13 protein-coding genes are annotated in these 13,816 nt (G+C 57.6%); 11 read left to right on the forward strand and 2 right to left on the reverse strand.

Going from position 1 to position 13,816, the window contains the following annotated elements; translation table 11 throughout:
• Positions 1-12 precede the first annotated feature (12 nt).
• From KBX14_RS00985 to KBX14_RS00995, 3 genes are read left to right on the forward strand one after another with little or no spacing between them, the layout of a single operon-like run.
• A complete protein-coding gene (locus KBX14_RS00985; RefSeq protein WP_256008106.1) occupies positions 13-1,326 on the forward strand; it encodes an MATE family efflux transporter in 1,314 nt (437 codons plus the stop codon).
• 7 nt (positions 1,327-1,333) lie between these two features.
• Positions 1,334-2,137: a metallophosphoesterase gene (locus KBX14_RS00990; protein WP_070478902.1), complete on the forward strand. Its 804-nt coding sequence runs from the start codon at positions 1,334-1,336 to the stop codon at positions 2,135-2,137.
• A complete protein-coding gene (locus KBX14_RS00995; RefSeq protein WP_070362309.1) occupies positions 2,137-2,790 on the forward strand; it encodes a 4'-phosphopantetheinyl transferase in 654 nt (217 codons plus the stop codon). The genes KBX14_RS00990 and KBX14_RS00995 overlap by 1 nt, the downstream gene beginning before the upstream one ends.
• Before the next feature lie 31 nt (positions 2,791-2,821).
• Here the strand turns inward: KBX14_RS00995 and truB are convergent, their stop codons facing one another.
• Positions 2,822-3,715 carry a tRNA pseudouridine(55) synthase TruB gene (gene truB, locus KBX14_RS01000; RefSeq protein WP_070362310.1) on the reverse strand — a complete coding sequence of 298 codons (894 nt, stop codon included), beginning with the start codon at positions 3,713-3,715 and terminating at the stop codon, positions 2,822-2,824.
• 30 nt (positions 3,716-3,745) lie between these two features.
• On the opposite strand from truB, the gene KBX14_RS01005 reads away from it, so the two are divergent.
• The 4 genes from KBX14_RS01005 to KBX14_RS01020 all read left to right on the forward strand — a co-directional run bounded on the left by KBX14_RS01005 (position 3,746) and on the right by KBX14_RS01020 (position 8,555).
• Positions 3,746-4,738 carry a bifunctional riboflavin kinase/FAD synthetase gene (locus KBX14_RS01005; protein ID WP_252930810.1) on the forward strand — a complete coding sequence of 331 codons (993 nt, stop codon included), beginning with the start codon at positions 3,746-3,748 and terminating at the stop codon, positions 4,736-4,738.
• 38 nt (positions 4,739-4,776) lie between these two features.
• The gene (locus KBX14_RS01010) at positions 4,777-5,730 is read left to right on the forward strand and encodes a nucleoside hydrolase (RefSeq protein WP_256041701.1); all 954 of its coding nucleotides are present in this window, start codon (positions 4,777-4,779) and stop codon (positions 5,728-5,730) included.
• Between the two features lie 99 nt (positions 5,731-5,829).
• Positions 5,830-6,099, forward strand: a complete 270-nt coding sequence (rpsO, locus tag KBX14_RS01015) for a 30S ribosomal protein S15 (RefSeq protein ID WP_070362312.1) — start codon at positions 5,830-5,832, stop codon at positions 6,097-6,099.
• A 137-nt stretch (positions 6,100-6,236) separates the two neighbouring features.
• Entirely contained in the window at positions 6,237-8,555 is a 2,319-nt protein-coding gene (locus tag KBX14_RS01020; protein ID WP_070362313.1) for a polyribonucleotide nucleotidyltransferase, read from the forward strand.
• Between the two features lie 60 nt (positions 8,556-8,615).
• Here the strand turns inward: KBX14_RS01020 and KBX14_RS01025 are convergent, their stop codons facing one another.
• Positions 8,616-9,230, reverse strand: a complete 615-nt coding sequence (locus KBX14_RS01025) for a hypothetical protein (RefSeq protein WP_256020320.1) — start codon at positions 9,228-9,230, stop codon at positions 8,616-8,618.
• Between the two features lie 97 nt (positions 9,231-9,327).
• On the opposite strand from KBX14_RS01025, the gene dapB reads away from it, so the two are divergent.
• Genes dapB through KBX14_RS01045 form a run of 4 tightly spaced genes read left to right on the forward strand, consistent with a single transcriptional unit; the run spans position 9,328 to position 13,799 of the window.
• Positions 9,328-10,074 (forward strand): 4-hydroxy-tetrahydrodipicolinate reductase, encoded by a 747-nt coding sequence (gene dapB, locus KBX14_RS01030; protein WP_071572535.1) that lies wholly within the window; start codon positions 9,328-9,330, stop codon positions 10,072-10,074.
• 3 nt (positions 10,075-10,077) lie between these two features.
• Entirely contained in the window at positions 10,078-10,830 is a 753-nt protein-coding gene (gene thyX / locus KBX14_RS01035) for an FAD-dependent thymidylate synthase (protein WP_070362315.1), read from the forward strand.
• 45 nt (positions 10,831-10,875) lie between these two features.
• Positions 10,876-11,784 (forward strand): 4-hydroxy-tetrahydrodipicolinate synthase, encoded by a 909-nt coding sequence (gene dapA / locus KBX14_RS01040; protein WP_256000266.1) that lies wholly within the window; start codon positions 10,876-10,878, stop codon positions 11,782-11,784.
• A gap of 2 nt (positions 11,785-11,786) precedes the next feature.
• Positions 11,787-13,799: a ribonuclease J gene (locus KBX14_RS01045; protein WP_256000265.1), complete on the forward strand. Its 2,013-nt coding sequence runs from the start codon at positions 11,787-11,789 to the stop codon at positions 13,797-13,799.
• Positions 13,800-13,816 lie beyond the last annotated feature (17 nt).

A 13,816-nucleotide genomic window follows, 5' to 3' on the forward strand; every position in this document is an offset into this window, starting at 1 on the left:
GGCTGCTCCTGTATGACGAATACGCATGGTGTGCGGGCGCGTGACATTTTTGCCCTGGCGCTACCGGCCCTCGGCGTGCTTGCGGCGAATCCTCTGTATTTGCTGCTGGATACTGCTGTGGTTGGAAGGCTGGGCACGGTTGAGCTTGCGGCGCTCGCTGCTGGTACTGCGGTGCAATCTACGGTGACCACGCAGCTGACGTTTCTTTCCTACGGCACTACCGCGCGTAGCTCGCGTCTTTACGGCGCAGGTCGGCGTGCTGATGCGGTCGCGGAAGGCGTCCAGGCTTCGTGGGTGGCAATACTCGTGGGCCTCGGATTGGCGTCGATTATTTGGCTGTTCGCCGAACCCATCGCGTTCGCGTTGACTCAGAATGCGGAAACGTCTGCTGACGCGGCGCAGTGGATGCATGTCGCGGCGGTCGCTATTCCGCTGACGCTGCTGATTATGGCAGGTAATGGTTGGATGCGAGGAGTGCAAAACACCAGGCTACCGTTTGTGTTGACGCTGTGCGGTCTTGTACCCGGGGCGGTTCTATTGCCTTTGCTTGTTGACCACTTTGGGCTGGTGGGCTCTGCTGTGGCCAATGTAATAGGAATGGGAATTACCGCTTCACTATTCGTTGGGGCGCTTGTAAAGGAACATCGAGGAGAGGGCGCTGTTTGGCGTCCACAGTGGAATGTCATTGCCCATCAGTTGGTGCTTGGACGTGACTTGATTTTGCGCTCCGCCTCCTTTCAGATTTCGTTGCTCGCCGCTACCGCAGTCGCTGGTCGTTTTGGTGTCTTCGCGTTGGCCGCGCACCAGGTGTTGCTGCAGTTGTGGAACTTCCTGTGTCTCGTGCTGGACTCGCTCGCAATTGCAGCTCAGACGCTTACAGGGGCTGCACTTGGGCAGGGAAACGTGGAGCGCGCAAGAAGGACAGGTGCAGCTGTTACGCGCTACGCTACGGTGTTTGCGGTTGTGCTCGCTGCGGTTTTTCTAGTGTTCGATGGGCCAATTCAGTCGATTTTTACGCATGATCCTGGCATGGCAGACGCGCTGGCTGTCCCTTGGCGGTGGTTGGTGGCGATGATCGTTGTGGGGGGTGCGGTGTTTGCGCTCGACGGGGTGCTGCTTGGAGCGAGTGACGCTGTCTTCCTGCGCAACCTTTCGATTGGCGCAATGCTCGGTGGATTTTTGCCTTTGACGTTGTTGTCCATGTGGCTGGGGTGGGGGCTCGCGGGTGTGTGGGCCGGCTATTTTGTCTCAGTCGTGTTGCGTCTGGTGGGAGTGCTGTGGCGGTTCCGTTCGATGAAGTGGGCGCGCACCGGGGTAGAGGAGTGAGTACGTCATGCTAGGTCCGACACTGTGGGCGGTCAGCGACCTGCATGCTGCAGTAAAGGCGAATCAGGCCAAGATCGACCTCATTCAACCGCGGCATGAGGGGGATTGGCTGATTGTCGCGGGTGATGTTGCAGAGAAATTTGAGCTGATAGTCAACGTGATGGGTGTACTTGCTCAACGGTTTGAGAAAGTCATCTGGGCCCCTGGAAACCACGAGCTGTTCTCTAGCGAGCGATCACGCTACAGAGGCCGTGATAAGTACGTTGCGCTAGTCCAGGCAATGCGAGAACTCGGCGTTGTAACGCCTGAGGACCCGTACCCGGTATTCCACGGCATTACGGTGGCGCCACTGTTTACTCTGTACGACTACTCGTTTCGCCCTCAGCATTTAAGTGTCGACGCCGCGCTGAAGAAAGCTCGCGACAACAACATTCTGATGACGGACGAGTTTGCTATCCGCCCATTTGTAGATACTCGTGCGTGGTGCTGGGAGCGCTTGGCGTACACAACGAAGCGCCTTTCTCGCGTGCACGGTAAGACGATCTTGGTCAACCACTGGCCACTGGTAAAGGAGCCAACGCACCGCCTGTTCTACGGGGACATTGCCATGTGGTGCGGGACCCGGCACACGCGCAGTTGGCCTAAGCGGTTCCAGGCACAGGCCGTAGTCTACGGACACCTTCATATCCCGGGGACTGTACATGTAGACGGCATTCCGCATATTGAAGTGTCGTTGGGGTACCCCAGGGAGTGGCAGCGCTGGCCAGAGGAACATCGTTGGCCGTACCCAGTCTGGGAGGTGAACCGCTAGTGCGCGATCTGTCATTATTCCCTCCCTCTGCGCGGTTCGTCTCTCTTCGAACCGATGACGGCCATAATCTCCGCAATTACGATAATCTCGACGAGCAGGAGAAAGGCGTTGTCCGCGGAGCGGTCGATATCCGGAAAGGGGAGTTCGGCGATGCCCGTTGGTGTGCGCACCGCGCCCTCGACGAACTAGGGGTCGAAGGTCCTCACCGCATCATGCGGGGCGAAGCTGGGATGCCGTTGTGGCCCGACGGCGTGTGCGGCTCCTTGACACACACGGATGGTTTTCGTGCGGCGGTCGTTGCGCCACTCAACAAGGTGCGCTCTATCGGTATTGATGCTGAGCTGGCGGAGCCGCTTCCGGAAGGCGTATTGCCCCAAATCGCGTGCCCAACCGAGCTTGAGATGTTGGACGCACTTCGGGCAGAGGGCTGCTTCTGGGCTGATCGGCTGCTGTTCTGCGCGAAAGAGGCCACATATAAGTGTTGGTTCCCGTTGGCGCGAAAGATGTTGGAATTCGATCAGGCGGAAATCTATATCCGGCCGAACGGAACATTTGTTTCGTACATTCTCGAGCGGCCGACGCCCGCTCCGTTCTTTGAGGGGCGCTGGGTGCACCGGGCTGGCTACGTCATCACTTCTGCGTTTCTGTTGTAGCGACAAACGCGAAAAACGGCGTTAGCGCTGACTACAGCGTGGATGGGCGCGCGACAAACACCGTGGCAAGACGCTTCTTGGATTCTTTCACAAGGGCGACGACGCGGCCGTCGTCACGTTGTGCAGCGTGTACACCCGAAAGTCCGCGAGGTTCGAGCCATTTGCCCATAGCGAGGGCGTCGTATTCATCGTTGGTGACGGGCAGTACCGGCCAACAGGTAGCGCAGGCTTCGTCGAGGGTGAGGCTGAAGCGCGGGTGAGCCTGGATGTCTTCCAGCTCCAATGCGTGCTCGAGGTTAAAGGGCCCGACTGTGGTTCGGCGAAGCGCAGTCAGGTGCCCGCCGGTGTGTAGGGTCTCACCTAGATCGCGTGCGAGCGCGCGAATGTACGTCCCCGAGGAGCAGTGCACACGGACATCGACGTCAATCCAGGTATCGACGCGAGCGATGCCCAAAATGCTGTACTCATGAATTGTTACTGGTCGGGCTGGGATCTCGACATCGTGTCCTTCGCGGACGAGCTGATGTGCGCGCTTGCCGTCGATTTTGATTGCGGACACGCTTGAGGGACGCTGCATGATATCGCCGCGGAAGCTGTCGATGGCGTCGATAATGTCGGCGTCAGTGACTGCATCGGTGGGGGAGGTGCTGACGACCTCGCCCTCGGCGTCATCCGTCGTGGTGGCGGCACCGAGCCGAATGGTTGCCTCGTACGTCTTGGTTTCCGCGACGAGGTGGGCGAGGAGCTTTGTGCCACGCTCGATACCGACAACCAGTACTCCAGTCGCCATCGGATCCAAGGTGCCGGCATGACCAACTTTGCGGGTCCCGAAAGCACGGCGAAGGCGTGCGACCACGTCGTGGCTTGTGAGACCTTGTGGCTTATCGATGACAACAATTCCAGATGTAGCGAGGGGATCACTCATAGCTCTTTAGTATGCCGTACGCTATTGCACGTGGATATTTTGCACGGTCTTAATGCTGTACCGGAATCGTTCGGTGCCCTTGACGGCACCGTGCTGACGATAGGGGTCTTTGACGGGGTCCACCGCGGTCACCAGATGCTGATCAAAGCAGCTGTTGATGAGGCGAAGCGTCTCCAGGTGCCATGCGTGGTGATGACATTTGAGCCGCACCCGGTAGCAGTATTTCGTCCGGAAGCCGCACCCACGGCGCTGATGCCACTCGAGGAGCGGGCGCGGCTCATCGCTGAGCTTGGCGTGGACGCGCTGATTGTTATCGATTTCCGCAAAGAGCTTGCGGGGGAGAGTGCACAAGACTATTTCGACAAAGTAGTGATGGGCACCTTGCATGCTCGTCATGTCTTTGTGGGCGAGAATTTTACGTTCGGACGTAACGCTTCCGGCACGTCGCAGACGATGGTGCAGCTCGGTGAGCAGAATGGTGTTGATGTGACGGTAGTCCGCCTGCTGAAAGAGGGTGCGACAAGAATTTGTTCAACGGCGATTCGGGACGAGCTTGCGCAGGGCAACATCAGCGTGGCTAAGGACTACATGGGCAGGCCGTTCTCCGTCGTGGGTCCGATCGAGCGGGGTGCTGGGCGAGGAGGTCGCGAGCTCGGTTACCCGACCGCGAATCAGTATGTTGCTGATGTCTCTGCCCTCCCGAAGGATGGGGTGTACGCGGGGTGGCTCACAATTATCGACGATGCCCCCATCGGCGGGAACATGGTTCCGGGAAAGCGCTACCCGGCTGCGATTTCAGTCGGCACTAATCCGACGTTCGGTGACAAGCGGCGCAGTGTCGAGTCCTACGTGCTTGATAGAGATGCTGACCTTTACGATCGGATGGCCCGCGTCGAATTCGTGGCGAAGGTTCGCGACATGGTCAAGTTCGATTCCGTTGACGAGCTTCTGGAGCACATGGCTCGGGACGTTTCCCGGACCCGCGAGCTCTTAAGCGAGCCTGTTGCTGATTCCGTAGAATAAAGCCGTTGCTGATCTGTGTTGCTTGAAAGGTTTTTGCTGTGACCATCAAGATGATTCTCGACGTAGACACCGGTATCGACGACGCGTTGGCGTTGGCATATGCTATGGCTTCACCTGAAGTGAAACTTGTCGGCGTGACATCGACATATGGAAACGTCACGGTGGCTGATAGTGTTCGCAACAGTCTCGCGATTCTCGAGTTATTCGGGCGCACCGATATTCCCGTGTTCGCTGGCCCGACGCATGCTCGTGCCAAGGATAGCTTTGAAGTTCTGGAGATTTCGCAGTTCATTCACGGCGTAAACGGTATAGGGGAGGCGCAACTTCCGGATGCCCATCGCGCTGTCGAGGAAGCCTCCGCGGTGGACTTCATGGTCGACGCGTTCCACCGCTACGGCGACGAGTTAGTGGTTGTTCCTGTCGGGCCTCTGACGACGGTCGCAGCTGCCATGGAAGCCGATAAAGACTTTGCAGACAGTGCCAGGATTGTGATGATGGGCGGTGCGTTGACCGTGCCGGGAAACGTCAATACGTGCACTGAGGCGAACATCAATCAGGACCCCGAAGCTGCTGATTTTGTGATGCGCAGGGCGCAGAACCTCACCGTGATCGGGCTCGATGTCACTTTGCAGACGCTGTTGACGTCGAAAGAAACCGCGGTGTGGAAGGAGTTGGGCACGTCTCAAGGCGACTTCTTGGCAGAGGCGACTGACTTTTACATCAAGGCATATGAAACAACTTCGCCGCATCTTGGTGGGTGCGGGCTGCATGACCCGTTGGCGGTAGCAGTTGCGATAGATCCCAGCCTGGTTGACTGCATTGGTATAAACCTGCGCACGGACCTCGAAGAGCCAACTCGTGGACGAACGATCGGGGACCCGGAGCGTCTGAATGACCCGAAGAAGACGAGTCAGGTTGCAGTTGGTGTCGACGTTGATCGATTCCTCGATGAGTTCATGACGCGTTTGACCAACCTGGCGCGCAGCAGCTAAAGTAGTCCAGGCTTTGTGCGCGTTGAGACTGTGGTTCGCAGCAGTTGCAGCACGAAGTGGTCAAAGTATATGCGGACTGAAACAAATGAGGAGTTTTTCATGGCGCTGAACGCTGAGAAAAAGGCAGAGATTCTGAAGACCTACGGTGTGCACGAGACTGACACCGGTTCCCCGGAGGCACAGGTTGCGCTGCTCACCGAGCGCATCAACAACCTGACTGAGCACCTGAAGTTCCACCAGCACGACCACCACTCCCGTCGTGGCCTGCTGCTGCTGGTTGGTCGCCGTCGTGGTCTCCTGAAGTACCTGCGCGAGAACAACGTCGAGCGCTACCGTGACCTGATTGCTCGTCTCGGCCTTCGTCGTTAAGACGATCACGTCATAAGGCTTCAAACCCCCGCTCTGGCTTTCAGGGCGGGGGTTTAGCTGTGTCTGGAGCGTGGTGAAATCCCTGGCAGGGTGGTAGAGTGTGCTTCGTTCTAAATGACACAAAAACGGCGACATCGATGATCGCCCGGAGATCCAAGGAGAGGGATCAATTGAGCAGTTTTAAGCCGAGAAATTCGTACGAAATCCACGTTGATGAAGAGTATGGGGTTACCGAAGCAGTAGCGTCGCTCGACAATGGTGATTTCGGTTCTCGCACCATTCGTTTTGAGACGGGCCAGTTGGCTCGCCAGGCAGATGGCTCGGTGACGACCTACCTGGACGATGACACCATGATGCTTGCGACGACGACGGCGTCGAATAACCCCCGCGAAGGCTTTGATTTCTTCCCTCTGACCGTTGATGTCGAGGAGCGGATGTATGCCGCGGGCCGTATCCCGGGCTCGTTCTTCCGCCGCGAAGGCCGCCCATCCACCGAGGCGATCCTGGCTTGCCGTCTCATCGACCGCCCACTGCGCCCAACCTTCGTGAAGGGGCTGCGCAACGAGGTTCAGGTCGTGATTACCGTCCTGTCGATCGCCCCGGAAGAATACTACGACGTTGTCGCTATCAACGGAGCTTCCGCGGCAACGCAGCTTTCTGGCCTGCCGGTTTCCGGCCCTGTTGGTGGTGTGCGTATGGCATTGATCGCTGACGATAAACACCCAGAAGGCCAGTGGGTTGCATTCCCGAATCACGAGCAGCACCAGCGTGCCATCTTCGAGATGGTTGTTGCGGGCCGCATTGTTGAGCGCAAGCGTGGCCGTAAGACGGAAGCGGATGTTGCAATCATGATGGTTGAGGCAGGAGCTGGCGCGAACGTCGTCAAGCTGATCGCTGACGGCGCACCTGCACCTACCGAGGAAACCGTCGCAGACGGTCTGGAGGCTGCGAAACCGTACATCAAGACGCTGTGTGAGGCGCAGCGCGATCTTGCAGCTCAGTTCGACAAGGAGCGCAAGGAGTTCCCGCTATTCCCGGCATACACCGATGAGGTGTTTGAAGCAGTGGAGAAGAAGGCATCGAAGAAGCTCGCTTCCTTCCTGACCATCGCTGGCAAGCAGGAGCGCGAAGAGAAGATCAACGCGTACATCGAGGACATCGAAGAAGATGTGCTTGACCGCCTCGACGTCGACGAAGATGACGACGATGTTGCTGCTGTGGTGAAGGAGATTCGCGCGGCGTACAACGCACTGCAGAAGGAGATTGTTCGAGGCAAGATCCTGAAGGATGGCTACCGTATCGACGGTCGCAGCGTGACCGCGATCCGTGACCTCGGCGTGGAAGTCGAACTGGTCCCGCGTGCGCATGGTTCGGCACTGTTCGAGCGCGGTGAGACCCAGATCCTTGGTGTGACGACGCTTGACATGCTGAAGATGGAACAGCCAATCGATTCGCTGAGCCCTGAGACTTCGAAGCGTTACATTCACCACTACAACTTCCCACCGTATTCGACTGGTGAAACAGGTCGTGTTGGCTCCCCGAAGCGCCGCGAAATCGGTCACGGTGCGCTTGCAGAGCGCGCGTTGTTGCCAGTGATACCTTCGCGCGAAGACTTCCCGTACACGATTCGCCAGGTTTCTGAGGCGCTGAGCTCCAACGGTTCGACGTCGATGGGCTCCGTGTGCGCATCGACGTTGTCGCTGTACAACGCTGGTGTGCCACTGGCTGCTCCGGTCGCGGGTATTGCGATGGGCCTTGTGTCGGGTGACGTCGATGGTGAGACGAAGTACGTCGCTCTGACGGACATTCTGGGCGCGGAAGATGCGTTCGGCGATATGGACTTCAAGGTGGCAGGCACCCGCGAGTTCATCACCGCCCTGCAGCTTGATACCAAGCTGGACGGCATTCCTTCTGACGTGCTCGCTTCGGCTCTGAAGCAGGCGCATGATGCTCGAGAGACCATCCTGGACACGATGGCAGAGGTCATTGATTCGCCGGATGACATGAGCTCGTTGGCGCCGAAAATCACCACGGTGAAGGTTCCTGTTTCCAAGATTGGTGAGGTCATTGGCCCGAAGGGCAAGATGATCAACTCGATTACCGAGGAAACCGGCGCGGACATCTCGATTGAAGAGGACGGAACCGTGTACGTCTCGGCAACCAGTGGCGAAGCAGCAGACGCCGCGATCGACAAGATCAACGCAATTGCTAACCCACAGTTGCCGAAGGTAGGCGAGCACTACCTGGGTACCGTGGTCAAAACCGTTGCATTCGGCGCGTTCGTTTCGATCGTCCCGGGAACCGACGGCCTGATTCATATCTCGAACTTGGGTGGCAACAAGCGCATCGAGAAGGTCGAGGACGTTGTCAACGTCGGTGACAAGATCGAGGTCGAGATTCGTGATATTGATAATCGCGGCAAGATCTCCCTTGTTCCTGTTGAGCAGGACAAGTAGTCTCACCGCTTAAAGAAGTGGCCAGGGCATTTACGCCCTGGCCACTACGCGTTTGCCGAGCTAACGGTGGACGTCAATAACTAGCCGTGTTGGACTTTCCAACACCGTGGCCTCAAACGAACGCTGCCGGTCGAGTCCGATGAAGAACTGCGACTGGTTTTCAAACGTGCCGCCGTTGGTGATCCCAGCGACGTTGCCGGTTGCCAGCTGATACGGGCCAGCGGAGATAAGATCAGGGTTGCTCGGGAGTCGATCCATCGGTGTGCCTTCGATGAGCACCTCCAAGATGTCGTTACCGGAGACCGCGAGCTCGTGGCCGGAGGCCTGCTGGAGTGCCTTATCGGTGTACTGAATTCGGTATCCAGGTAGGCCATTGCCTGAGAACTCGAAGACGACGCGGTCATACGTCTCATGGGTACCGACTCGAACATCCTGGAGCGTTAGCTCAGGGGCACCTTCGGGCGGAGCGAAGGCGTTGAGAGCGGCTGGGGCTGCGGGAGATGCCACAGCCGACACCGTTGACTCCGTAGCAGGTGCGTCTTGCGTAGTGGTAGCTGCAACGCTTTCAGGGGACGCGGTCGCTGCGGACGGCTCTGTCACTTCGGAGCCCGTGCCGCAAGCCGTGAGCAGTGCAGCCACGGTGAGGATACCGGGGAGGATCAAGCTACTCTTCATGCTTTTCGAGTGTACCGAACCACACCTGCCGCACGGCGCGCTACAGTGACAGCAGTAGAACGAACGCAACTCGCAAAGGCAGAATTGAGGAATGGATATGACAATCAAAGTCGGTGTTTTGGGAGCGCATGGGCGCGTTGGTACCGCAGTTGTAGCGGGCGTGCGCGCGGCTGATGATCTTGAACTTGTGGCCGAGATCGATAAAGACGACAGCTTAGAAAAACTGTTGGACGCTGGTGCCGAAGTTATCGTCGACTTCACCACTCCAGACTCGGTAATGAGCAACCTCGAGTTCTGTATCAAGCACGGCATCCACTGTGTAGTGGGCACAACAGGATTTGACGACGATCGCTACGACCAAGTACGCAGCTGGTGTGCTGCTTCGCAGGGCACTGGCGTTCTCATTGCGCCTAACTTCGCCATCTCAGCTGTATTGACGATGTCCTTTGCTCGCCAGGCGGCCAAGTTCTTCGAGTCAGCCGAGGTAGTTGAGTACCACCATCCGAACAAGCTGGATGCACCGTCCGGCACTGCGGTAAAGACAGCGCAAGGGATTGCAGAGGCCCGAAAGGCCGCCGGAATGCAACCTTGTCCGGATGCCACTGTGCAGGAACTCGATGGAGCGCGCGGCACGGATATCGATGGCGTCCGAGTCCACGCTGTGCGTATGACCGGAATGGTTGCGCATGAGGAAGTTATCTTCGGCACCGTCGATCAGTCGTTGACTATCCGCCAAGATTCCTATGGGCGTGATTCGTTCGTACCGGGTGTATTGCTCGGCGTGCGAAACGTCATGGATCATCCAGGCCTCACGATCGGCCTTGACAAGTTCCTCGGGCTGTAACAGATGCAGCCGCAGCGCCAACTCAGCATCCAGCTCGTGGCAGCATCAACGTTCGAACCGCCAGCCGGACTGGGCTGGCGGCCTTCATCTGGTGCAGCGGCGGCGGATGCTGTCGTCGAATTTGCAGGCAGGGCAAGCTATGACTCCTTCGGTGACAATGAGTCTCACACTTCGAGCACGGACGCCTTCCTGCATCACGTCATTGATACCGGCAACCTCTCGCTGCTCGAGCACGCAAGCGTGACGCTGTATATTCAGGGAATCTCAATGGCCACCAGCCATGAGATATTGCGACACCGAGACTTTTCAATCAGCGAGCTTTCACAGTACTCCTTACCTGAAGAGCAAAGAGGAGTCGTGGTTCCTAGCGTTGTACAGCGCGACGAGCAACTTCAACGGTTTTTCGAGCACGCGATTGAAGACGCTGCGTTTGTGCACGACGAATTGCATAACGCGGTGGAAGCAAGTCTGACGGATGAGAAGAATGTGTTACTGCGCAAGCAACAGGTACGCGAGGCAGCTATGGCACTTGCTCCGGCTGCGAGAGAAACCCGACTTGTTGTCAGCGGCAACCTCCGGACTTGGCGGAATTTTGTTGCGACCAGGGCAGCTGAGCACAGTGGGGAGGAGCTACGAGCGGTCGCCGTGAGGTGTCTGGAACTTTTGAGTGAGTGCGCACCCGTCTTGTTCGAGGACTTCGTTGTCACAACGCTGCCGGACGGGACTAAGAAGGCAACAACCCAGTACAAAACGTAGCGGTGGAGTTACATTCAGCCAGCAAAAAGGGTACGCTCTTTTGGCATGGGCACTTCTATGAAAGCTAATATCGGTGCTGACGTTTTCGGCACAGTCTGCGTCGCAATGGTCACGCCGTTCGATAAGCATGGCGAGCTAGACGTTAAGGCAGGACGAGCATTAGCTGCCCACCTTGTCGGCAATGGCATTGATGCCCTCGTGCTTGCGGGCACGACGGGCGAATCGCCAACGACAACCAGTGAAGAGAAAGTCGCGTTACTGAAAGCGGTGCGTGAAGAAGTTGGCGATAGCGCCAAACTTATCGCCGGAGTAGGCACGAACGATACCCGAAAGTCCGTCGCATTGGCGAAGGAAGCTGCTGAGGCAGGGGCTGATGGCCTCTTGGCTGTCACACCGTATTACTCGAAGCCGTCTCAAGACGGCGTGTTTGCGCACTTCCGGGAGATCGCGTCTGCAACTTCGTTGCCGATCTGCCTCTACGACATTCCAGGACGCTCTGCGATTCCGATTGCCTCGGACACCATTGCGAAGTTGGCGGAATTGCCAACCGTAGTTGCGATGAAAGATGCGAAAGGCGACTTCTTCCAGGCAGCACCGTTGATCCAATCAACAGGCCTGGCATGGTATTCCGGGGATGACCCGCTGAACCTGCCGTGGCTGGCCATGGGGGCAACCGGTGTGATCTCGGTTGTAGGCCACGCAGCACCGCAAGCGTTGCGCGAGCTCATCACAAGCTTCGAGGAAGGCGACCTCGTCCGTGCGCGGGAAATTAACGCCAATGTCATCGACGTTCTCGCACATCAACAAGCGATTCTCGGTGGCACAACATTTGCAAAGGCTGCCCTGCGTCTGCAGGGCATTGAAGTAGGCGAACCACGCCTGCCAGTGGTCGGAGCGACCTCTGAGCAGGTGGAGGTTCTCAGAGAAGATTTGAAGAAGGCTGGAGTCCTTTAAGTATGAACGAACCCCGTACACGCTCACGCAAAGTGACGCGTAAAGCAGGGCCACCTGAGGCCACTGAACAGAAGCCGGTGTTTCAGGCACCGAAGCAGGCCGCAGGAACCGCAAGTAATGAAGATGACAAGGGCTCTGAGAAGTCACAGCGGGATAGCAAGTCCCGGAACTCGAACGGAAATGGCGGTAACGGCAGGAATCGCCGACGCGGCCGTGGACGCGGTAACAACGGCGGTGGCCGTCGCAACCCGGTGAAGTCGATGCAGGGCGCAGACTTGACGAAGCGCCTCCCGGCTCCTCCGAAGGCACCGAAGGGGACCCTGCGTATTTACGCCTTGGGTGGTATTTCCGAAATCGGTCGTAATATGACGGTGTTTGAATACAACGGACGCCTGCTCATCGTCGACTGTGGTGTGCTGTTCCCGAACTCCGGTGAACCAGGCGTTGATCTTGTGCTGCCTGACTTTGGTCCGATTGAAAAGAAGTTGGACAAGGTCGAGGCCCTGGTTGTCACACATGGTCATGAAGACCACATTGGCGCAATCCCGTGGCTGTTGAAGCTGCGCCCGGATATCCCGATTTACTCGTCGCGATTCACCAATGCGCTGATTGCTGCGAAGACGAAGGAGCACCGTCAGCGTCCGAAGTTGCATGAGGTGAACAAGGATTCTTCCGTCAACTTGGGCCCATTCCACGTGCGTTTCTGGCACGTGAATCACTCCATTCCGCAGTGTCTCGGCCTGTCTATTAAGACCGGCGCGGGTCATGTTGTGATGACCGGTGACGTCAAGGTGGACCAGACTCCGTACGATGGAATGCCGACGGACCTGCCGGCGCTGTCGCGTTACGGTGACGAAGGCGTCGATCTGTTTATGTGTGACTCCACGAACGCTACGGTGCCGGGTATTTCTGCATCCGAGGCCGGTATCGAGGAGACACTGACGCGTTTGGTGAGCCAGGCGAAGCAGCGCGTTGTGATTGCTTCGTTTGCTTCCAACGTTGCTCGCGTCCAAATGGCAGTCAACGCGGCTGTAGCGAATGGTCGCAAGGTTGCCTTCAACGGCCGCTCCATGTTGAGAAATATGGAAATCGCCGAGAAGATGAGCCTGCTGAAGGCTCCGAAGAACACGATTATCCCTATCGAAGAAGCTGCCAAGATGGCGCCGCATAAGGTTGTGCTGATCACAACGGGTACGCAGGGCGAGCCGATGGCTGCGCTTTCGCGTATGTCGCGCCGTGAACACCGCCAGATCACCATCCGCGACGGTGACATGATCATCCTGTCGTCTTCCCTGATCCCAGGTAATGAGGAAGCTGTGTTCGCGGCGATCAACAACCTCGCACAAATCGGTGCGACTGTGGTGACGAACTCCGAAGCTCATGTCCACGCTTCTGGCCACGGCTACGCCGGTGAGCTTCTCTTCCTGTACAACGCAGCACGCCCGACTTGCGCTATGCCTGTGCACGGTGAGTGGCGCCACATGCGCGCGAACAAGGAGCTCGCTATTGCGACCGGTGTGAAGCCGGAGAATACCGCACTTGCTCAAAATGGTGTTGTGGTTGACATGACGAAGGGCAAGATCAAGGTTGTTGGCCAGTACCAGGTCGGACAGCTTTATGTTGATGGCGCGACGATGGGCGACGTAGACCCGGACGTGCTGGCAGACCGCAGCTCGCTTGCCTCAGGTGGCGTTGTCTCGATTACCTGCGTGATCGACGACCGCACGAGTAGCCTCATTGAGGTACCGCGCGTCTCCACCACTGGTTTCTCTGAAGACGACCGTGACTTCAATAAGAAGGTCGTCGAGCGTGTCCAGGAAGTTATGGGTGATTTGGCTGCAGAAGGGGAGAATGACCCGTACCGCATGGTGCAGCAGCTTCGTCGTCAGCTCTCGCGAACGATTGAGCAGAAGTACAAGCGTGAGCCAGTCATTCTTCCAACCGTGGTTCCAACCGCGGCGGATATTGGACCGGCAGAAGACGCTGATGTTCAAGCAACACGAGAGTCGCTTTAATACCTGACACTTTTGTG

This window comes from Corynebacterium sp. CCUG 61414, assembly GCF_024453945.1.
GTDB lineage: Bacteria > Actinomycetota > Actinomycetes > Mycobacteriales > Mycobacteriaceae > Corynebacterium > Corynebacterium pseudogenitalium.